The organism is Streptomyces sp. NPDC002156 (assembly GCF_053593675.1).
Genome location: NZ_JBSFDA010000177.1, coordinates 1 through 20,686, shown reverse-complemented (window position 1 = coordinate 20,686; position 20,686 = coordinate 1). Strand labels below are relative to the sequence as shown.

Here is a 20,686-nt window from a genome sequence, read left to right as displayed (position 1 = left end):
CGGCTAGGTTTTTCAGCCCGTCCGGCGTTTGAGGACGAGGCCGTCCAGGCCGACAAGCGGGGGTCTGGGGGCGCAGCCCCCAGGGATGGGAACGGGTAGGGGCGGCGGGGGCGAAAGAAGCCCTACAGTCGCGGGTCCACCGGCTCCGACTCCAGTGCCAGCACCCCGAACACCGCCTCATGAACCCGCCACAACGGCTCCCCCTCCGCCAGCCGGTCCAACGCCTCCAACCCCAGCGCGTACTCCCTGATCGCAAGCGACCGCTTGTGGTTCAGGAACCGCCCCCGCAGCCGGCCGAGGTTCTCGGGCCGCGTGTACTCCGGCCCGTAGATGATCCGCAGGTACTCCCGCCCCCGGCACTTGATGCCGGGCTGCACGAGCCGCCCCTTGCCGTCGCGCACAACACCACCCAGCGGCTTCACGACCATGCCCTCACCACCCCGCCCGGTCATCTCCAGCCACCAGTCCACGCCTGCCCGAACCGACTCCACGTCCCCCGTGTCGACGTACAGCCGCCGAATCGTCTGCAGCAGCCCCGTGCTGTCGTGCTCCACCAGCCGGTCCAACAGGGCGAGTTGCTCGTCGTGCGGCAGCCCGGCCAGGCTGCGGCCCTCGGTCGCGAGGACCTGGAAGGGGGCCAGCCGGACCCCGTCCAGCCCCTCCGTCGGCCAGCAGTAGCGCCGGTAGGCGGCCGTGAACGCCGAGGCGTCCGACGCCCGTTCGCGCTGGCGGGTCAGCAGGTCGCCCACGTCGGCGCCTCGCGCAGCCGCACCCTCCAGGGCAGCCAGCGCACCCGGGAACACCGCCCCCGACGCGGCGCCCACCGCCGCGTACTGCGACCGCAGCAGCCCGCCCGCCTTCAGCGACCACGGCATCAACTCGGCGTCCAGCAGCAGCCAGTCGGTGCCCAGCTCCTCCCAAAGGCCCGCCGCATCGGCCGCCACCCGCACCCGGCGGAGGATCTCCTCCGTCACCGCCGGGTCGTCGACGAACGGCCGCCCGGTACGCGTGTACAGCGCCCCCATAGGACCCTCGGCGGCGTCCACACCGAACCGCTTCCGAGCCACCTCCCCGTCACGGCACACCAGCACCACCGCCCGCGACCCCATGTGCTTCTCCTCGCACACGACCCGCTCGACCCCGTCCGCCCGGTACTGCTCGAACGCCTCCGCCGGGTGCTCCAGGTAGCCCTCCACCTGGGAGGTCGCCGTCGGAGCCATCGTCGGCGGCAGGTACGGCAGCAGCCGCGGGTCCACCGCGAAGCGGCTCATGACCTCCAGGGCCGCCGCCGCGTTCTCCTCACGGACCGTGATCCGGCCCGCGTGGCGTGTCTCGACGACCCGGCGGCCGTGGACGTCCGCCAGGTCCAGCGGGCGGCCGTCGTGCCCGCCCGGCGCCTCCGGACGCAGCGGCCTGACCGGCTCGTACCAGATCTGCTCCGCCGGTACGTCGACCAGTTCCCGCTCCGGCCAGCGCAGCGCGGTCAGCTTGCCGCCGAAGACGGCACCGGTGTCGAGGCAGATGGTGTTGTTCAGCCAGCTCGCCTCCGGGACGGGCGTGTGACCGTACACGACCGCGGCCCGGCCCCGGTAGTCCTCCGCCCACGGGTAGCGCACCGGCAGGCCGAACTCGTCGGTCTCGCCGGTCGTTTCGCCGTACAGCGCGTGCGAGCGCACCCGGCCCGACGTACGGCCGTGGTACTTCTCGGGCAGACCGGCGTGGCAGACCACCAGCCGGCCACCGTCGAGGACGTAGTGGCTGACCAGTCCGTCGATGAACTCCCGCACCTGGGAACGGAATTCGTCGCTCTCTCCCTCCATCTGCCCGATGGTCTCGGCGAGGCCGTGGGTGTGCTGGACCTTGCGGCCCTTGAGGAAGCGGCCGTACTTGTTCTCGTGGTTGCCGGGCACGCACAGAGCGTTGCCCGAGCCGACCATGGACATCACACGGCGCAGCACGCCCGGGCTGTCCGGGCCGCGGTCGACGAGGTCGCCCACGAAGACGGCCGTACGGCCGGCCGGGTGTACGCCGTCCTCGTAGCCCAACTTGCCGAGCAGGGAATCCAGTTCGGCAGCGCAGCCGTGGATGTCGCCGATGATGTCGAAGGGGCCGGTGAGGTGGGTCAGGTCGTTGTAGCGCTTCTCCGTGCGGATCTCGGCGCTCTCGATCTCCTCCACGCCACGCAGGACGTGCACCTTGCGGAATCCCTCGCGCTCCAAGTGGCGCAGGGAGCGGCGGAGTTCGCGGATGTGGCGGTGGATCACCCGGCGGGGCATGTCGGCCCGATCGGTGCGGGAGGCGTTGCGTTCGGCGCACACGTCGTCGGGCACGTCGAGGACGATGGCGATGGGCAGGACGTCGTACTGCCGCGCCAGCTCGATCAGCTGCTTTCGGCTGCCTTCCTGGACGTTGGTCGCGTCGACGACCGTACGGCGGCCCGCCGCGAGTCGCTTGCCCGCGATGTAGTGCAGGACGTCGAAGGCGTCCCCGCTGGCGCTCTGGTCGTTCTCGTCGTCGGCGACCAGGCCTCGGCAGAAGTCCGAGGAGATGACCTCGGTCGGCTTGAAGTGCCGCCGGGCGAACGTGGACTTGCCCGAGCCGGACGCCCCGATCAGCACCACGAGGGAGAGGTCGGTGACGGGCAGCACACGCCCCTTGTTCTCGACATTCTCGACACTCTCGATGCTCTCGGTGTTCTCGACACTGCTCATGCTGCGTTCGCCTCCTTCTCCTCGTTGGCGGTCTGGGTCTCGGTCTTCATCGTGAACACGGCCATCTGTGTCGGCGGGCCGACCTCCGGGTCGTCCGGCCCGACAGGCGCGAACTCCGTCTCGTAGCCGTGCCGTTCGGCCACCGTGGCCGCCCAGGCCCGGAACTCCTCCCGCGTCCATTCGAAGCGGTGGTCGCTGTGGCGGCTGTGGCCGGCCGGGAGGGTCTCCCAGCGGACGTTGTACTCGACGTTCGGCGTGGTCACGAGGACCGTGCGGGGGCGGGCCGCGCCGAACACCGCGTACTCCAGGGCGGGCAGGCGCGGCAGGTCGAGGTGTTCGACGACCTCGCACAGTACGGCGGCGTCGTACCCCTTGAGCCGCTTGTCGGTGTAGGCGAGCGAACCCTGGAGCAACTGGACGCGCGCCGCCTGCCGTTCCCCCATCCGGTCCAGCTTCAGCCGCCGCGAGGCGATGGTGAGCGCGCGCATCGACACGTCGACACCGACGATCTCGGTGAACGCGGTGTCCTTGAGCAGCGCCTGCACCAACTGGCCCTGCCCGCAGCCGAGATCGAGCACCCGGGCGGCCCCGGACGCCCTCAGCGCCGCGATGATCGCGTCCCGGCGCTGTACGGCGAGCGGGGTGGGCCTCTCCTCCGCCTCCGTCTCCTCCTCGACCGCGTTGTCGATCTCCTCGACCTCGCTGTCGTCGGTCTCGGCGAGGCGGACCAGTTCCAGGCGTTCCATCGCCTGCCGGGTGAGCGACCAACGGCGGGACAGATAGCGGCTGGTGATCAGCTTCTGCTCCGGGTGCTCGGGCAGCCAGCCCTCACCGGCCCGCAGCAGCTTGTCGACCTCGTCGGGCGCGACCCAGTAGTGCTTGGCGTCGTCGAGGACCGGCAGCAGGACGTACAGGTGGCGCAGCGCCTCGGCGAGGGTCAGCGTCTCCGATGCGAGGACGAGACGCACGTACCGCGAGTCGCCCCACTCCGGGAACTCCGGGTCCAGCGCGACCGGTTCGGCCGTCACCGTCCAGCCGAGCGGCTGGAAGAGGTTCCGTACGAGGTCGGCGCCGCCCCGGGCCGGGACCGCGGGCACCTCGATGCGCAACGGGCGTGCCTGGTCCGGGAGTTCGGGCTTCGCCCGGCACTGGCCCTTCATCGCGCTGCTGAACACGGCGCTGAGCGCGACCGCGAGCAGCGAAGAGGCCGCGTACGGGCGGTCGTTGACGTACTGCGCGAGTGCCGCGTCGGGTGCGCCGCCGCGTCCCTTGCCCTTGCCGCGCCGGACCAGCGCCACCGCGTCGACCTCCAGCAGCAGCGCGGCCGTGCAGCGCTCGGCGGACGCCTCGGGGTAGAGGACGTGCGCGGTGCCGTAGGAGGTGGAGAACATCTGCGCGTTGTCGGGATGCTTGTGCAGCAGATACCCGAGGTCGGTCGCGGGGCGTTCTGGGGTGCCGGTGGTGCTGATCGTCAGGAACACGGTGGTTGTACCTCGAAACGGCGTCTGTACCGCCGGACGGCGCGGGGCCGCCACGGCAGTGGATGAGCGCGCCTCGGCAGCCATGGCCCCCGAAGGTGCTCAGGGGCCTCTGACCTGCCTCGGCGCGTTTCCACAACGTACAGCGAACGCCCAGAACACACTCAGGGATTTTCGCTGTCCCCGGCGTCCACCGCGGCCGTGAAGTCCCGTATGCGTTCGTTGGCCTGTTCGGCCTGGTCGATCTGCGGGGCGTGGCCGGTGCTCTGGACGATTTCGGCGCGGGCGCCCGGGATCAGACGCGGGACGCGTTCGAGTTGCCGTCGCGGGTGGAGCAGCAGGCTTCGCTTGCCGAGGACCAGGTGGAGCGGGGTGCGGATGGTGCGCAGTTCGGCGTCGGTGAGCGGGAGTGGGGCCGGGCGGCGGATGCGGAAGGCGCGGACGGAGGCCTGGATCATGGCGCGCAGCTCCGGCACGACGAGCACCGGCTGCTCCAGCCAGGCCGCCAGGCGCGGGCGCAGTGCCTTGGGCGCGGCGGTCGCGAAGAGGCTCACGAAGATCCAGACGAAGAACCGCAGGCCCACCTTCTCCAGCCCGCCCGGGTCGAGGAGGGTCACGGAGGCGAGGCGTCCGGGGGCGCGGTGGGCCTGGTTCAGGACGAGCCAGCCGCCGTACGACGAGCCCACCAGGTGGACACGGTCGAGACCGAGCCCGGCGAGCGCCTCGTCCAGCCACTGGGCGGCCCGTTCCGGCTGGTGGATGGCCTCGCGCTGGACGCTGCGGCCCGGGTCGCCGGGCGTGTCGAGCGCGTACACGGGCCGGTCGGCGCTGAGCCGAGCGGTGTTCGGGTACCACATCGCGGAACAGCTGCCCGCTCCGTGGACCAGCACGATCGGGGTGCGGGAGGTGGCGGAGGGGGCCGGGCCGTAGCGGTAGACGTGCGTGGTGCCGAAGCTCGTCTCGACGTCCAGTTCCTCGTCGATGGGCGCGCCCATCGCGTAGAGCGCGTCGCAGGCCGCGAAGTACCGGTCGCGGCGGGCGTCGTTCACGTACCGGCCGACGTCGGCCGGGATACGGGTCGCCGGGGTGCTGGTCGTGGCTTTGGGCACGGCTGGGCCACCTCCTGAAGGGTTCCAGGGGCTGTGCGGAGAGTGCAGGGGCTGCGCGGTTTCGTGATACGAACGTATCACGCTCATGGTACAGCGGTATCATCACCCAGAAGCCGCCGATCAACGGAGTGCCGGATGCCCAAGCGCGTGGACCATGACGAACGACGCACCGAGATCGCGCGAGCCCTGGTGCGGGTGGCGGGGCGGCGCGGGCTGCACGCCGTGGGGATGCGGGAGGTGGCGGCGGAGGCGGGGGTGTCGCTGCGGCTGGTGCAGTACTACTTCGAGACCAAGGAGAACCTGCTCCTCTACGGCTTGCGGCAGCTCGCCGAGGGGTTCGGCGAGCGCGTCGCCGCCCGGGTGCGGGCCGCCGGGGACGATCCCGGGCCGCGCGCGATGATCGAGGCCCTGCTGCTGGCGGCGCTCCCGACCGACGAGGAGAGCCGGGCACTGCACCTCGTCTACACCTCGTACGCCGTGCTCGCCATGACCGACGAGGCGCTCGCCGCCCAGCCCTTCCTCAAGAGCCCCGACGCGGCCGAGGAGAGTCTCGCGGTACTGCTCCAGCAGGCGCGGGCCGCCGGCCTGACGGCACCCGACATCGACGTACGCAAAGAGGCGGTCATGCTGCTCGCCCTGTCTGCGGGACTCGGGACCGGTGTCCTGGTGGGCCAGCGGTCGGCGGAGGACGCCGTCGCGGTTCTCCAGCATCAACTGGACCGGATCTTCCGGGAGTCGGGGCCGGCTCATGGTGGCTAGTGCGCCTGGGCGTTGCTGGTGTCCCTGTTCGTCGCCGCCAGCAGCCGTCTCGTGAACGGATGCGCGGGCTCGCTCAACACCCTTGTCACCGGCCCCTGTTCGACCACCTCCCCCGCGTCGAGTACGGCGATCCGGTCGGCGAGCGCCGCCGTGTCCAGGTCGTGCGTGATGAGTACGACGGACAGGTCGCCGCGCTCGCTCCGGAGCCCGGCGAGAACGTCGAGGAGACCGCGCCGGGTGACCGCGTCCAGGCCCGAGGTGATCTCGTCGCAGATGAGGACGCGCGGCCGGGCCAGCAACGTCCGTGCGAGGGCGGCGCGTTGGAGTTCGCCGCCGGAGAGCCGGCCCGGGAGACGGTGGGCCTGCTCCTCGGTGAGCCCCAGCTCGGTGAGAGCGGCCAAGGCCTCCGCCCGGACGGCCTGTGCGTCGGTGCCGCGCAGTCGTACGGCCGTACGCGCGACCTGCTCCACGACGGGCCGGTACTCGTCGAAGGCGGCCCGCGCGTCCTGGAACACGTACTGCACGGCGGCCAGTTGGGCCCTTTCGCGCTCGCGCAGGCTGCGTGGGAGGGAGCTGCCGTCGAGCGTGACCCGGCCGTCATAGTTCCGGTGGAGGCCTGCCAGGCAGCGGGCGAGGGTGGTCTTGCCGCTGCCCGAACGGCCGACGACGGCCAGGCATTCACCGGCGTGCAGGGCGAGTTCGGGGATGCGGAGGATCTGGGTGCGGTGGTGGCGGGCGGTGAGGTCCTGGATGTGCAGGACGGGGGTGCCGGTCGGGTCGGCGGTGCCGCTGTCCGTCTCGGTCAACTGTGGGTGCTGGGCCAGGAGTTCACGGGTCCATTCATGACGCGGCGCGAGCCATACCCGCTCCGTCGGGCCCGACTCGACCACCCGGCCCTCCCGCATCACCAGTACCTCGTCGGCCAGTGCGCGGACCACGTCGAGGTCGTGGCTGAGCAGGAGCACGGCGATGCCCTGTGCGGCGACGGCCGTCAGCTCGTCGACGATGCGGCTCTTCGTCAACGCGTCCTGGCCCGTGGTGGGTTCGTCGGCGACGACGACCCGGGCGCCCAGCAGCAGCGCCTGGGCCAGGACCACGCGTTGCTGCTGGCCGCCGGAGAGCTGGTGGGGGTAACGGCGCAACAGCGCTTCCCCGTCGGGCAGTTGGGCATCGGCCAGGGCTCGCAGCACGCGAGTGCGGGCCTCCGTCCGGCGGGTCGCCCGGGGCAGGCCCCGTACCTGTTCGCGGGCGATGTCTTCGAGGAGGGCTCCCACCCGGCGGGCCGGGTTGAGGACGGCGGCGGGGTGTTGGGGGACGTATCCGACCGGGCCCCCGCCGGACACCCGTACCTCGCCCGACACCCGGGCGCCGGGCGGGTGTTCGCCGAGCAGGGCCAGGCCGGTGGTGGTCTTGCCGCTGCCGGAGGCGCCCACCAGGGCGGTCACCCGGCCGGGCAGGAGACGGAGGTCGACTCCGTCGACGAGGGGAGTGCCGTCGATCTCAACGCGGAGGTTCTCGATCTCGGCGGCAGGGGCGTCGACGGGTGCGTCGGCTGACGCGTTGACGGGGGCGTTCACGCCTGTCGTCCCTTCTCAGCAGTAGGTCGATTGCTGCCGGTTCGTCGGTCCAGCGCCGCGTCGAAGAGCAGGTTGCTGCCCGTCGTCAGCGCGACGATCAGCAGCGCGGGCACGACCACGGCCCAGGGCTGGACGAACAGCCCGGTGCGGTTGCGGTCCACCATGACGGCCCAGTCGGCGGCGTCCGGCGCGACCCCGACGCCGAGGAAGGCGGCCGTGGCCACCAGGTACAGCACGCCGGTGAGCCGGATGCCCGCGTCGGCGGCGAGGGTGCGCAGGATGGAGCGGCCGACATAGCCGACGGCCATGCGCCACCAGGTCTCGCCCTGCATGCGCAGCGCCTCGACGGCCGGGCGGGCGGCGGCCTCCGCTGCCGCCGCGCGGACGATCCGGGCCGCGTCGGGGATGTTGGCCAGCGCGACGAGCAGGGCGAGCCCGACCGTGCTCGGCTCGAACACCGAGGCCACGAGCAGGATGAGGAGGAGCGAGGGCACGGCGAGCAGTACGTCCAGGGGCCGCATGAGCAGCTCCTCCAGCCAACTCCGGTGCGTGAGCGCGCTGATGAGGCCGAGCGGCAGCGCCACGAGGTAGGCGAGCGCGGTCGCCGCGAGCGCGGTCAGCACCACCGGCCGGCCACCGTGCAGCACCTGCTGCCACACGTCCCGGCCCACGAAGTCGGTGCCGAGCCAGTGCCCGTCCCCGAGGGTGAACGAGACGGCCCGGGGCCCCGGTTCACCCGCGAACAGCGGTCCCAGCAGGGCGAGTACGAGGGGTACGCCGATGACGGCAGCCCCGAGCACGAAACGCGAACGGCTCCTCACGCGGCCACCCCCGCCCTCGGCGCGAACCGGTGGGCGACGAGATCGGCACCCAGGTTGAGGAGGACGGTCAGTACCCCGAACACCACCGCCAGCCCCTGTACCACCGGTACATCACGTTCGGCGACGGCGTTCATGAGGACGGTCCCCAGTCCCGGGATCACGAACAGTGCCTCCACGACGATGACCCCGCACAGCAACCAGTCGACGGTGCGGGCGAGTTGCTGCGCCGCCGGGGCGACGGCGTTGGGCAGGGCGTGGGCGTACCGGACGCGGACGCCCGGGATGCCGTACCGGCGCGCTTGGGCGACGTACGGCGAGTTCAGCGCGTCGACCATGCCGGCGCGCACGAGCCGGGCCAGGGAGCACACCGGGCGGGACAGCAGGACCAGGACGGGCAGGACCAGGGCGGCGGGGTGGCCGAGCAGGTCGGTGCCGTAGCCGACGGCGGTCGGCGGCAGCCAGCCCAACTGGAGCGCGAAGACGGTCACCAGGAGCACCCCGAAGGCGAACTCCGGTACGGCGTACACCCCGAGGGTGACGGAGCTGACGAGCCGGTCCACGAGCCGCCCTTCGTAGCGGGCGGCGAGTACACCGAGCCCGACTCCCAGCGGAATCAGGAAAGTTACCGTGATGGTCGCGAGCAGCAACGTCGGCCCGAAGCCGTCCTCGATGTACATGCTGACCGACCGCCCGGACGTCAGCGAGGTGCCGAAATCCCCGTGCGTCAGCCCCGCCGCCCAGTCCAACAGCCGTTCGTACGCGGGCCGGTCGAGGTGCATGGCCTCGCGGATGGCCTCGATACGCGCCGGGTCGGGCTGGTCCCCGGCGAGTGCGACGGCCGCGTCGCCCGGCAGCGCCTCGGTGAGCGCGAAGACCAGCAGCACGACGGCCACGGTCTGCGCGCCGCCGAGAAGCAGCCGCCGGACGACGAAGGAGCGCAGTCCGCTCACGCCAGCCAGACCTTGTCGAACCGCGCCCAGTCGAGCGAGTTGGCGGGCGCCTTCTCCTCAACTCCCTTCACGTTCTTGGCCGTTCCGAGGATCCAGTCGGCGAACCCCCACACCAGGAACCCGCCCTCGGCGTACAGCCGGCGCTGCATCCGCCCGTACACGGCGGTCCGCCCGGTCTTGTCCTTCGTCGACTGGGCCTGCTGGTAGAGCGCGTCGAAGTCCTTGTGGTGCCACTTCGTCGCGTTGGTGGTGGAGTCGGTGAGCAGCCGCTGCGAGATGTGCGCCTCGATGGGCATGGCGCCGGAGCGGTAGCAGCAGATCGTGCCGGAGTCGAGGATGTCACTCCAGTACGAGTCCTTGCTGCCCATCTTGACGTCGATCGTGACGCCCGCCTTTGCCGCCTGGTCGCGGAAGATCCCGGCGGCCTCGGTGAAACCGGCGGCGACGGCGGAGGTGTCCAGCGTGACCTTGAGGTTCTCGGCTCCGGCCTGCTTCAGCAGGGCTTTGGCCCGGTCGAGATCCTGGGCGCGCTGCGGAAGATCGGCGGCGTAGTACTCGTACCCCTTCCCGAACAGGTCGTTCCCGACGACACCCGCGCCGGACAGCGCGCCGTCGACGAGTTCCTGCCGGTCGGCGATGAGGAAGAAGGCCTCGCGGACCCGCTTGTCGTCGAAGGGCGCGCGGTCGGTCTTCATCGCGAAGCCCTGCATGGCGCTGTTGCGCAGCCGCACGATCTCGATCTGCCCCTTGCCCTCATGGGCCCGAGCAGTGGTCGGATTCAGCTCATGGGCGTACTCGACCTGGCCGCCGAGCAGCGCGTTGACGCGCGCCGACTCCTCGTTGGCGACGACGAACTCGAGCTCGTCGAGGTGCGGGGTGCCCTCCCAGTAGTCGTCGTAGCGACGGAAGAGCGCGGAACGACCGGGCGCGAAGGACACGAACCGGAAGGGCCCGGACCCGACGGGCTTCTTGTCGAAGTCGGTTCCGGTCGCGCCGTCGGGCACGATGTACGCGCCGAACGCGGCCAGGATGTTGGGGAATTCGGCCGTCGGCCGCTTCAGCACGAACTCGATCCCGTGCGTGCCCGTGGCCCGGCTGGCGTCGAGGTCGATCGGCTCCAGGGAGGCCTTCGCCCGGAACGTCTGGTCGGGGTCGGCGATCCGTCGGTAGCTGTACAGCACGTCCTCGGCGGTGACCGCCTTGCCGTTGTGGAAGGTGGCCTGCCGCAGGGTGACCTGCCAGCGGTCCAGGGTCTTGTTGGCCTCCCACTTCTCGGCGAGGCGGGGCTGCGCGGAGAGGTCGGCGCCGTAGTCGGCGAGCTTGTCGTAGAGCGCCTTGGCACGGGCCGCATCTGCGAAGAGGCTGGCCAGATGCGGGTCGAGTGTCTCGCTGGCGCCCCCACCGGCGAAGGCCGCGCGCAGCCGCCCACCCTGTCTGGGCGTACCGCTGTCGGAGCCGCTGCCGTCGGAGGTGTCGTCCGTGGAGTCGGCGCAGCCCGCGAGGCCGAGCGCACCGAGCGCGGCGGTACCGCCCACGGCGGCGAGGAAGCCGCGTCGGCGCAGGGCAGGAAAGTCGTACATGGGAGTCCTTCGGGGGTCAGGGGAGCGGGGAGTGGTGGGTGTCAGTGCCGTCGGCGTGCGACGAGGTGCAGCCGATCAGCGTCTGCGCTGTCGCCGGGCAACTCGCCCTCCTGCCAAGGCGGTTCGGTACGCGGTCCCGGACCGTCGTGCAGTTCGAGTACGTCGAAGCCGTGCGCGGTGAGTGCGTGCCGCAGCTCAAGCGGGAACAAGAGCCGCCAGGCGGACCGCTGTCGGACAGGCGCCGTACCGTCGTCGGCGGTCCAGTCCCTTACCCGGCACAGGAGTTGGGCGGTCCGGTCGACGGTGAGCGTGGTGACGGACCGATAGGCGGTGCCCTGCCAGGTGAACCCCCCGACGGCCGGGGTGTCGAGCAGATCGGTACGCCCGAGGAAGTAGGCCCCGTTGCGCATCTCGGCGACGAGAAGCCCACCGGGGGCGAGGGCACGTCGACAGGAGCCGAGGAACCCGTCGAGCTGGTCGTTGGTGTGGCAGTACAGCAGCGCGCTGTCGAGACAGACGACGGCATCGAAGGCACCGGCGCCCAGCTCGAACCGGGTGAGATCGGCACTGACGTACTCGGGTCCCGGATGCGTCGCGCGGGCGTACGTAAGCATCGCCCCGGACAGATCGGCCCCGGTGACGGTACGCCCGGCCCGCTGCAGATACTCGGCGTCACGCCCCGTACCGCACCCGATGTCCAGTACCCGCGACCCGCCACCGTGCCGACGCAGACAGTCCTCGGCCCAGCGCCCGGCGAGCCGGTCGGGGTCGGGGAAGCGGGCCTCGTACAGCTCGGGGTTGTCGGTGAGCAGGTTGCGGCTGTTCACAGGCCCTTTTCCGGCTTGGCTGTTCACAGTGCGTTCCGTGGCGTGGGGGTTCACAGCGTGCTCGCCGTCAACCCTGTTCACAGGCCGCCCGCCGCCAGCGCTGTTCACAGCCCCCACCCCTCCAGCCCCGTTCACACCGCGCTCCTCTCCCCCACAGCCACCGGGCTCCCCGGCAGCGCCCCCAACCGCTCCAGCCAGACCACGCCGCCCGCCGACGCCAGGCCGAACACCGCGCAGCACGCCCACGGGAGCCACTCCGCGTCGCCCCGGTCGCCGGTGTCCATCGCCCAGCCGACGACCGTGTTGCCTACGGCGGCGGCGATGCCGGAGACGACGTAGAAGATGCCGAAGTAGGTGCCCGTCAGTTCGGGCCGGCCGAAGCCGGGGATCAGCTCCATGACGAACGGCCCGGCAACCATCACGCCGAGGTAGAGGATCAGCGCCCCCAGCAGCACAGGTACGGCGGCCAGCCACGACGTTTCCCCCGACACCGACCCTGACCCTGACCCCGCCACCAGCATCGGCGGGACGAACGCCAGCCCCATCAGTGCCAGCCCGGCCGAGATCCAACGGGCCCTCACCCCACGGGACTTGAGGGAACGCGTGATCCGGAGCTGGAGGGCGAGGTTGGCGAGGGTGCCGACGACGAAGACCAGGCCGGCCGCGCCGTCCCAGCCGGTCGCCCGGCGGGCACCGTCCGGGAGGAGCAGGTAGAGCTGGTTCTCCAGGGTGAACATGCCGACCATGGCGAGCGCGAACGCCACGAAGGCACGGTTGCCCACCACCTCGCGCCAGTCGGCGAGGACCCCGCTCTTCGCGGGTTCGACCTCCCGCGCGGGCAGGACAAGGGCCTGGGCGACCGTGAGGACCGCGAAGATTCCTGCCGCCGTGAGCGCGGACGCCCGGAAGTCGACCAGGAGCAGTGCGCTGCCGAGGAGAGGCCCGACCAACGCACCCGTCGTGGCGAACACGTTGAACAGCGCGAACGCCTCCGCCTTCCGGTCCCCGGCCTCCTGCGCGAGATAGGCGCGTACGGCCGGGTTGAACAGCGCCCCGGCCAGCCCGCTCAGTACGGAGGCGGCCAGCAGTACCGGTAGCCCGTCGCCGAGCGCGAACATCCCGAACCCGACCGTTCGCAGCCCGCACCCGGCGATGATCACCCCGCGCGCGCCGAGCCGGTCGGCGGCGGACCCGCCGATGATGAACAGGCCCTGCTGGCTGAGGTTCCGTACGCCCAGCACGATGCCGACGACCGCCGCCGACATCCCCAGGTCCTCGCCGAGATGGGTCGCGAGGTAGGGGATGAGGAGGTAGAAGCCGGTGTTGACGCCGAGCTGGTTGACGAGAAGCAGTTGGATGGCGACCGGGAAGCGCCGCATCTCACGCCACGTCTTCACGGGCCACCTCCCCGGCTCCGCTCTCCTCAGCCCCGATCTCCTCAACTCCGAGGCCAGGTCTGCCACTTGTCCGTACGACGCCGTCGGCGCCGCCGATTCCGGACCACGGGTCCCGGGCCAGCAGCAGGTGCCCGTCGAGGTCGATCCAGCGGGCGCGGTCGGCGAGGTGGACGGCGGGGGCGATGCCGAGGGTGCTGGCGGTGAGGCAGCCGAGCATCAACTCCGTACCGCTGCCCGCGAGAAGCCCGGCGATCCGCAGGGCCGCGTACACCCCGCCGCACTTGGCGAGCTTGACGTTGATGCCGTGCACGCGCCCGGCGAGGCGTCGCGCGTCCTCCAGGTCCACCGCGTCCTCGTCGGCGATGAGCGGCACCGGCGACCACTCGGCCAGCGATCCGAAGGCCTCCGGGTCACCGGGGGCGACGGGCTGTTCCACGGCCTCGACGCCGAGTTCGGCGAACCGGGGCAGCAACTCCCGCGCCTGGGCGGTGTTCCAGGCCCCGTTGGGGTCGAGGAGCAGCCGTACGTCGGGCGCGGCGTCGCGGATGACGCGTACGCGCTCCACGTCGTCCTCCGGGTCCGGTGTCCCCGCTTTGACCTTGACGATCCGGAAGCCGCGCGCGGCGAGCCGTCGGGCCTCGTCGGCGGCCTGCCGCGCCGAAGTGATGCCGATCGTCCGGGCGGTGGCGGCGACGGGCGCGGCGGACGCCCCCAGCAGCTGATGCACGGGCACCCCGGCGCGCTTGCCGACGAGGTCGAGAAGCGCGGCCTCGACGGCGGCGGTCACGGCAGCGGGCGTGTTGTCGCCGGCCGCCAACTTCCCTTCCCGCAGGGCCTCCAGCGCGTCCTCGGGGGACGCGTAACCGCTCAACTCCACACCGCCGAAGTGCCGTTGGAGGGTGTCTGCGTCGAGGCCGTAGTACACGCTGGTCACCGCCTCGCCGTGCCCGCGCAGCCCCTCGTGCTCGATGCCGAGCCATACGGCGTCGCGGGCGGCCATGGTGGAGCGGGAGATGCGCAGTGGCTCGGTGAGTTCGAGGCGGACGGTGCGCAGGCTGGCCTTCACTGGTTCCTTTCCTGCGGGGAGAGCGGGTCGGTGACGCGGGTGCAGCGCACCCAGCCGGTCGCCTCGGCGGCGCGGGGGTGCGGTATCTCGACCGGGCGGGTCGCCGCCGCGCTCGGGTCGAGGCCGTGGGCGAGGGCGAAGTCGTCGTCGTAGACGGTGCCGAGGTAGCGGTGCGGGCCGTCGGGGAAGACGGTCGCGACGACGGCGCCGGGGTGGACGCGGGCCGCCCAGGCGGCGACGCGGGCGACGGCGCCGGTGCTCCAGCCGCCGCTGACGAAGCTCTCGCGGGCGAGCCTGCGGCAGCTGTCGACGGCTTCCGCGGGGCCGACCCAGTGGACCTCGTCGAAGGCGGAGTAGGCGACGTTGCGCGGGTGGATGCTGCTGCCGAGGCCGCGCATCAGACGGGGTCTGGCGGGCTGGCCGAAGATGGTGGAGCCGGTCGCGTCGACCCCGATGAGCCGCAGTGCGGGCCAGCGTCGGCGCAGGGGGCCGGTGATTCCGGCACTGTGTCCGCCGGTGCCGACGCTGCACACCAGGATGTCCAAGTGGTCGAGCTGGGCGGTGAGTTCGGCGGCCAGGGAGGCGTATCCGGCGATGTTGTCGGGGTTGTTGTACTGGTCGGGCCAGTAGGCGCCGGGCAGCGCGGCGAGCAGTTCACGGAGGCGGGTGAGCCGGGCCGCCTGCCAGCCGCCCTGGGCCGCGGGGCGGTCGACGATCTCCAGCCGTACTCCGTGCGAGCGCAGCAACTGCCGCATGGACGGCTCCAGTTCGCTGTCGCCGACCAGCACGACAGGGTGCCCGAGCGCCTGCCCGGCGAAGGCGAGCCCGACGCCGAGAGTGCCGGACGTGGACTCCACCACCGGTGCGCCGGGACGCAGTTCGCCTCGCTCTCGGGCCCCGAGCAGCATGGAGACAGCGGCGCGTGCCTTCATGCCACCCGCTCCGAGCCCTTCGAGCTTGGCCCAGAACCCCGGGTGCGGGCCCGGGAGTTCGGCGGTGATCCTGGCCAGCGGGGTGCGCCCGAGGAGCGCCAGCAACTCGTGACGGGCGGCGGGGGCGGACCGTACAGCTGCCGTTGTCGTGGTCATCGGACACCGGTCCCGCCGCCGTAGCAGTGGATGGTGCCGGGGCCGCCGTCGAGCCAGAAGAAGGGGTACGGCTCGGCGCACACCGCGCTCACGCCGTGCCCGAGGAAGCGGGGCAGGATCGCGCTGCCGGTCTGGGCGAACATCACCAACTGCCGTCCGTGCGCGAGCGCGTGTCGCCGCAGCGGCTCGAACGTCCCGTTGCCGAGGGTCATCCCGGAGGCGAGTACGGCATCGCAGCGCCCGCTCTCCACCTCGGCGAGGGCATCCGTGACCACCGGCTCGCCCCACTCCGTCGTGCCGCCCTTGAGATCGCACGGCACGTATCCCAGTCCGCGTGAACGCAGCGCCTCCAGCAGGGAGTTGACGACACCGACGACGAGGACGGTCGCCCCGGCCGGCAGGTCGAGCAGCTCCACGACGGCCTTCGCCCGGGCCCGCGACTTCGTCAGCGAGGACCCCGCCGGGAGCGGTACCGTCCGGGCGCCATGTTCCGGGGTGTGCGGGGTGAGGTGCATGAGGTAGGCGTCGAGGGCGGCCACGCGCACGGGGAGCAGGGGGTGTTGGAGGAGCCGGGCGACGTCCGCGCCGACGCAGTCGTCGATGGCGCCGTCCGGCAGTTCCCCGGGTTCGACGGCGCACGACCCGACGGCGGCGCCGAGCCGCAGGCTGAGCACCTCGTTGCGGTAGCCGCTGCCCCGCCCGTCGTGCCGTACGGCCTGGCGGGTGGCGAAGGCCACGGCGATGCGTTCCGTACGCGGATCGGGGCCGAGTTCACCGGCGAGGGCGCGGGCGACGAGTTCCTCGTAGGTCACCTCGTAAGTCGCTGCGGGCGTACGCAGTCCGGCGTTCACCGGATCACCAGCCCGGCCCGCAGCGCATTCAGCAGGACGTCCACGCGGTCACGCGCGCCGAGGCCGTCCGGGTCGGCCGCCATGACATGGCCCAGGTATTCGTTGTTGCTGCCCGCCGCCTTGACGGTGGTCCCCGACTCGGCGATCTGCACCTCCAACACACCTTCCTGGGAGTGGAGTTGGTCGGTGTCGGGCAGCGACTCCAGCGTCTCCAAGGTGCCCTCCGTCTCCGGGACGAGGAAGCCGATGGCCGCGCTGCGCAGGCCGGTGTCCGTGCGGCGCAGGTCGGGTGCCTGGCCGAGGGAGACGTCCACGAAGGCGGCGGCGAGGTCGATGCCGGTGACATGGCGGACGAGTTCGGTGATGCGGTTGCCGGCCGGGCGGGGGTTCACCTCGACGACGCGCGGCCCCGCGGAGGTCAGTTTGATCTCCGTGTGCGCCACGACACCGTCCACCAGGCCGAGGGCTTTCAAGGCGCCCAGTGCGGTCTGCTCGGCGGCCTCGGCGTCGGCTGCCGTGAGCGCGGCCGGGAACATGTGGCCGGTCTCGACGAAAGCGGGCGCTCCGCCGATGCTCTTGTCAGTCACCCCGACCACCTGGACCGCGCCCGCGTACGACACGGTCTCGACGCTCACCTCGGGCCCGTCGAGCAGCTCTTCGAGGAGTACGACGGGTGGCCGCCGCTGTCCCCGCGCGTTGACCGGGAACGCGTTCAACGCCCGGCAAGCCTCGGCGAGTTGGGCCTCGTCGTCGACACGGCGGACGTACATCCCCGCGCACAGGTCGACCGGCTTGACGACCAGCGGATAGCCGATGCCTGCCGCCTCGCGCACGATGTCGGCCCACTCCTCGCACACGGCGAAGCGCGGCCCGGGCACCCCGGCGTCCGCCAGTACGCGCCGGGTGGCGTCCTTGCGGCAGGCGTTCTCCACGGCCTCGGGGCCGGAGCCCGGCAGCCCGAGGTGCCCGGCGATCCGGGCGACCGTGGGCAGGTAGTAGTCGCACGAGGTGATCACCCCGTCGAAGCCGAGCGCCCGGTGCAACCTCTCGACGTACGGCAGGAGTTCGCCGAGCTCGTTGGTGTCGGCGGTGAGCACGTTGCGGGCGCCGAGCAGCGGATGTGCGGCCCCCTCGGGCGCGCCGCGCAGGTAGTGGTGCAGGTCTCGGGTGAGGAAGGTGAACTCGTGCCCGCTCTCCCGGATCGCCCGTGGCAGCAGTCTGCTCATCGATCCGACCCAGCTCTCGACCACCAGCAAATGAGCCACAACTCCCCTTTCCACCCCGGCGGTCACGCCGTCGGGGCAGCGCGAAGGCGCCCCCGTCAGGGAGGGCTCCGGACTTGACCGTGGACACGTTATCGATAATCGTTTTCATTGTCATCCGATGACCCGGCCATTACCCGAACCGAGATTGCGAGACCCGTGAGTCGTCTCCCACGCCGTACGGCCCTGCTGTGTGCCCTCCTGACCGCCACCGCAGCCCTTCTCCCCACACCGACGGCCCAGGCCGCTCCCACACCCCTCCGCTTCGGCAGCTGCCCCGACTCCGTACCGAGACCGGCGGCTCCCGAGACCGTCGAGTGCGGCCTGCTCGACGTACCCCTGAACTGGGACGACCCGGCGGCGGACGGTCCACGGCTGCGGATCGCCGTCTCCCGGGTCCGTGCCTCGGGTACGGCCGCCGAGCGGCGCGGCATTCTGCTGGTGAACCCGGGCGGGCCGGGCGGTTCCGGGCTGCCGTACGCCGTCACCAAGCGGGCCAAGCTGCCGGAGAGTGTGCGGCGGGCGTATGACGTGATCGGCTTCGATCCCCGTGGCACCGGCCTGAGTTCACCCGTCGGCTGCGGTGCGATGGGCGGCCTGTTCGACGGTGACCGACCGGGCGCGGACCCCGTACCCGTGGGCCCCCGCGCCGAGTCGGCGTACCTCCGCGCGCTGCGCGCCCTCGCGGACGACTGCGCGACGGGCGTAGGCGACGAGGCGCTCCCGTACCTCTCCACGGAGCAGACGGCGCGGGACATGGACGCGATCCGTGCCGCCCTCGGCGAGCACCGGACGAGCTTCCTCGGTGTCTCGTACGGGAGTTATCTGGGCGCCGCCTACGCGGCCCAATTCCCTTACCGGGTAGGGAAGATGGTGCTGGACAGTGTCGTCGGGCCGTGGGACTGGTACGACTTCGACGTCATCCAGAGCCGGGCGCTGCTGCGCCAGCGCGACACCTTCTTCGGCTGGACCGCACAGCACCCGGACCGCTTCGGCCTCGGCGACGACATCGAGGCCGTGCGCGACGCGTATCTGCGGGTGCGCGACGGTCTCCGCGAACGGCCCGTGGACGGCTTCGGGGCGGCGGCCTTCGACCGGGCCGTCTACCGCACCCTCGGCCGCACCGAACGCTGGGCGGGCCTGGCCGACGGACTGCGTACGTATCTGCGGGACGGCACGCCGGGCACGCTGCGGCCCGTGACCGCCCTCGGCTCGCCGGACTCACGCACTTTCGAGGCGGCGAACCGGACGGTGAAGTGCGCCGACGGACCCGGTCCGACGCCCGGCCGGATCCTGGCCGACCTCCGCCGCACCCGCAGCCTCGACCCCCAGCCGGTGCTGACCGGCATGGAGGCATCGGCCTGCGCCTTCTGGCACCACCGGCCCACCCGCCGTACGGCCCTGGGCAGCCCCGCCGCCCCACCCGTCCTGCTGATCGCCTCCGCCCACGACCCGGTGACCCCGATCGAGGGCGCCCGCGAACTGCGCCGACTGCTGCCCGGCTCCCGCCTGGTCACCCTCGACGACGACTACTCCCACGGCGTGTTCGCGAGCCGGGGCAACGCGTGCGTGGACTCGACGGCCGTCGCGTATCTGGTCGGCGGGCGGGTGCCGGCGGGGGATGTGCGGTGCGCGGGGCCGGGGCTGCCGGCGGTGACGGCCGGTTCGTAGCGTGGCCGGTGCGTACGGGGTGCGCGGTACGGCCGGCGCGTACGAAGGCACGCACCGGCCATGCGCCGAAGCGTTACGACAGCTGCGACTGCACCTGCGAGGAGATCAGCTCCAGGTGGTCCAGGTCGTCGAGGTCGAGGATCTGGAGGTAGATGCGCTGGGAGCCGATCTCCGCGAACCGGCCGATCCGGTCCACGACCTCGGCCGGAGAGCCCGCCAGGCCGTTGGTCTTCAGCTCGTCGACCTCGCGGCCGATCGCGGCGGCGCGACGGGCCAGCTCCTGGTCGTCCTTGCCGACGCAGACCACGAGCGCGTTCGAGTACGTCAGTTCGTCGGCCTTGCGGCCCGCCTGCTCGGCCGCCGCGCGCACCCGGCCGAACTGGCGCTCGCTGTCCTCGATCGAGGCGAACGGCATGTTGAACTCGTCGGCGTACTGCGCGGTCAGCCTCGGGGTACGGGTCGCGCCGTGGCCGCCGATGAGTACGGGGATCCTGTCCTGCGCGGGCTTGGGCAGGGCCGGCGAGTCGGTGAGGTCGTAGTGCGTGCCGTGATGGCTGAACGTTTCGCCGGTTTTGGTGCCCCACAGGCCGGTGACGATCGCCAGCTGCTCTTCGAGACGCGCGAACTTCTCCTGCGGGAAGGGGATGCCGTACGCCTTGTGCTCCTGCTCGAACCAGCCCGCGCCCAGGCCGAGTTCGACCCGGCCGCCGGACATCTGGTCGACCTGCGCGACCTGGATCGCGAGGACGCCGGGGAGGCGGAAGGTGGCTGCCGTCATCAGGGTGCCGAGGCGGATGCGCTTGGTCTCACGGGCGAGTCCGGCGAGGGTGATCCAGGCGTCGGTGGGGCCGGGGAGGCCGTCCACGTCGCCCATGTGGAGGTAGTGGTCGGAGCGGAAAAAGGCGTCGAAACCGAGGTCCTCCGTAGCCTTCGCCACGGTGAGCAGGGTGTCGTAGGTCGCGCCTTGCTGGGGTTCGGTGAAGATGCGGAGATCCATGCTTCTATCCTGCACGGTCGAACACCGGTCAATCCCACCGGTCTCCCCTGCCACACGCCTCCCCGGTCGGGTGAAAAAGCGTCAACCGCGCGTGAGGTGCGGCTCCGTGCCAGTGACCCACCCCAGCGATGATCGTTGGCTCGGGCGGAGCCGGCCCGACCGGCGCCCGCACCGGTACCTGCCGGGCAGCCAGTTCGATTGTCGGCTCGCCCGTTTCCGGGGCGCACCCGCGTCGGCTCCTTCGGGGGCCAGGGGCCGAGGAGGCCGTCATTGTCCGAAGAAGTCGTGCCGCAGCAGGCGGGGCCCACACAGCCGAAGGGGCTGCTGCAGCAGATGGAGGAGCTGATGGCGGCGCTGAACGCGGACTTGTCCGCGCTGGACGCGGACCTTCAATCGGCGGGAGCGTCGACGGTGCCTGCTGAGGAGGGCGAGGCGGGTTGAGGTTGGCCTCTCGGGGGGGGGGGGCCGGCCCCCCCCCCCCCCCCCCGGCCCGCCCGCCCCCCGCGTGACGGCCGGGCGGCCGTGTCGCGGGGCCGCCGGGC

At 71.9% G+C, this 20,686-nt stretch carries 17 protein-coding genes; 3 read left to right on the top strand and 14 right to left on the bottom strand.

All coding sequences use genetic code 11. The features are described 5' to 3' along the window. Positions 1–122: 122 nt before the first annotated feature. The 3 genes from ACWCRB_RS41535 to ACWCRB_RS41525 form a co-directional block, all read right to left on the bottom strand. Positions 123–2,711, bottom strand: a complete 2,589-nt coding sequence (locus tag ACWCRB_RS41535) for a polynucleotide kinase-phosphatase (protein WP_451001020.1) — start codon at positions 2,709–2,711, stop codon at positions 123–125. Further along, positions 2,708–4,192, bottom strand: coding sequence for a 3' terminal RNA ribose 2'-O-methyltransferase Hen1 (locus tag ACWCRB_RS41530; RefSeq protein ID WP_451001019.1), 1,485 nt, complete (start codon positions 4,190–4,192; stop codon positions 2,708–2,710). The genes ACWCRB_RS41535 and ACWCRB_RS41530 overlap by 4 nt, the downstream gene beginning before the upstream one ends. Positions 4,193–4,353: 161 nt before the next feature. Beyond that, complete coding sequence (locus ACWCRB_RS41525) at positions 4,354–5,298, bottom strand: alpha/beta fold hydrolase (protein ID WP_451001018.1); 945 nt, start codon at positions 5,296–5,298, stop codon at positions 4,354–4,356. A 135-nt stretch (positions 5,299–5,433) separates the two neighbouring features. On the opposite strand from ACWCRB_RS41525, the gene ACWCRB_RS41520 reads away from it, so the two are divergent. After that, positions 5,434–6,057: a TetR/AcrR family transcriptional regulator gene (locus ACWCRB_RS41520; RefSeq protein WP_451001017.1), complete on the top strand. Its 624-nt coding sequence runs from the start codon at positions 5,434–5,436 to the stop codon at positions 6,055–6,057. Here ACWCRB_RS41520 and ACWCRB_RS41515 read toward each other — a convergent pair. From ACWCRB_RS41515 to ACWCRB_RS41470, 10 genes are all read right to left on the bottom strand, one after another. Continuing rightward, a complete protein-coding gene (locus tag ACWCRB_RS41515; RefSeq protein ID WP_451001016.1) occupies positions 6,054–7,634 on the bottom strand; it encodes an ABC transporter ATP-binding protein in 1,581 nt (526 codons plus the stop codon). The genes ACWCRB_RS41520 and ACWCRB_RS41515 overlap by 4 nt on opposite strands. Next, positions 7,631–8,455: an ABC transporter permease gene (locus ACWCRB_RS41510; RefSeq protein ID WP_451001015.1), complete on the bottom strand. Its 825-nt coding sequence runs from the start codon at positions 8,453–8,455 to the stop codon at positions 7,631–7,633. The genes ACWCRB_RS41515 and ACWCRB_RS41510 overlap by 4 nt, the downstream gene beginning before the upstream one ends. After that, entirely contained in the window at positions 8,452–9,405 is a 954-nt protein-coding gene (locus tag ACWCRB_RS41505; RefSeq protein ID WP_451001014.1) for an ABC transporter permease, read from the bottom strand. The genes ACWCRB_RS41510 and ACWCRB_RS41505 overlap by 4 nt, the downstream gene beginning before the upstream one ends. After that, positions 9,402–10,985 (bottom strand): ABC transporter substrate-binding protein, encoded by a 1,584-nt coding sequence (locus tag ACWCRB_RS41500; protein ID WP_451001013.1) that lies wholly within the window; start codon positions 10,983–10,985, stop codon positions 9,402–9,404. Before ACWCRB_RS41500 ends, ACWCRB_RS41505 begins: the two co-directional genes overlap by 4 nt. A gap of 41 nt (positions 10,986–11,026) precedes the next feature. After that, complete coding sequence (locus ACWCRB_RS41495) at positions 11,027–11,812, bottom strand: class I SAM-dependent methyltransferase (RefSeq protein ID WP_451001012.1); 786 nt, start codon at positions 11,810–11,812, stop codon at positions 11,027–11,029. Between the two features lie 131 nt (positions 11,813–11,943). Continuing rightward, positions 11,944–13,209 carry an MFS transporter gene (locus ACWCRB_RS41490; protein ID WP_451001011.1) on the bottom strand — a complete coding sequence of 422 codons (1,266 nt, stop codon included), beginning with the start codon at positions 13,207–13,209 and terminating at the stop codon, positions 11,944–11,946. Then, positions 13,193–14,275 (bottom strand): dipeptide epimerase, encoded by a 1,083-nt coding sequence (locus ACWCRB_RS41485; protein ID WP_451001010.1) that lies wholly within the window; start codon positions 14,273–14,275, stop codon positions 13,193–13,195. The genes ACWCRB_RS41490 and ACWCRB_RS41485 overlap by 17 nt, the downstream gene beginning before the upstream one ends. Then, positions 14,272–15,363 carry a PLP-dependent cysteine synthase family protein gene (locus tag ACWCRB_RS41480; RefSeq protein WP_451001009.1) on the bottom strand — a complete coding sequence of 364 codons (1,092 nt, stop codon included), beginning with the start codon at positions 15,361–15,363 and terminating at the stop codon, positions 14,272–14,274. The genes ACWCRB_RS41485 and ACWCRB_RS41480 overlap by 4 nt, the downstream gene beginning before the upstream one ends. Beyond that, entirely contained in the window at positions 15,360–16,214 is an 855-nt protein-coding gene (locus ACWCRB_RS41475; protein WP_451001008.1) for a Rossmann-like domain-containing protein, read from the bottom strand. The genes ACWCRB_RS41480 and ACWCRB_RS41475 overlap by 4 nt, the downstream gene beginning before the upstream one ends. Then, positions 16,211–17,479 carry an ATP-grasp domain-containing protein gene (locus tag ACWCRB_RS41470; protein WP_451001007.1) on the bottom strand — a complete coding sequence of 423 codons (1,269 nt, stop codon included), beginning with the start codon at positions 17,477–17,479 and terminating at the stop codon, positions 16,211–16,213. Before ACWCRB_RS41470 ends, ACWCRB_RS41475 begins: the two co-directional genes overlap by 4 nt. Positions 17,480–17,635: 156 nt before the next feature. Here ACWCRB_RS41470 and ACWCRB_RS41465 point away from each other — a divergent pair, with 156 nt between their 5' ends. Next, on the top strand, positions 17,636–19,147 hold the full coding sequence (locus tag ACWCRB_RS41465) for an alpha/beta hydrolase (RefSeq protein ID WP_451001006.1): 1,512 nt from the start codon (positions 17,636–17,638) through the stop codon (positions 19,145–19,147). A 73-nt stretch (positions 19,148–19,220) separates the two neighbouring features. Here ACWCRB_RS41465 and ACWCRB_RS41460 read toward each other — a convergent pair whose 3' ends face one another. After that, positions 19,221–20,144, bottom strand: coding sequence for an LLM class F420-dependent oxidoreductase (locus ACWCRB_RS41460; RefSeq protein ID WP_451001005.1), 924 nt, complete (start codon positions 20,142–20,144; stop codon positions 19,221–19,223). 270 nt (positions 20,145–20,414) lie between these two features. Between ACWCRB_RS41460 and ACWCRB_RS41455 the strand changes: the two genes are divergently transcribed. Further along, positions 20,415–20,585, top strand: coding sequence for a hypothetical protein (locus ACWCRB_RS41455; RefSeq protein ID WP_451001004.1), 171 nt, complete (start codon positions 20,415–20,417; stop codon positions 20,583–20,585). Positions 20,586–20,686 lie beyond the last annotated feature (101 nt).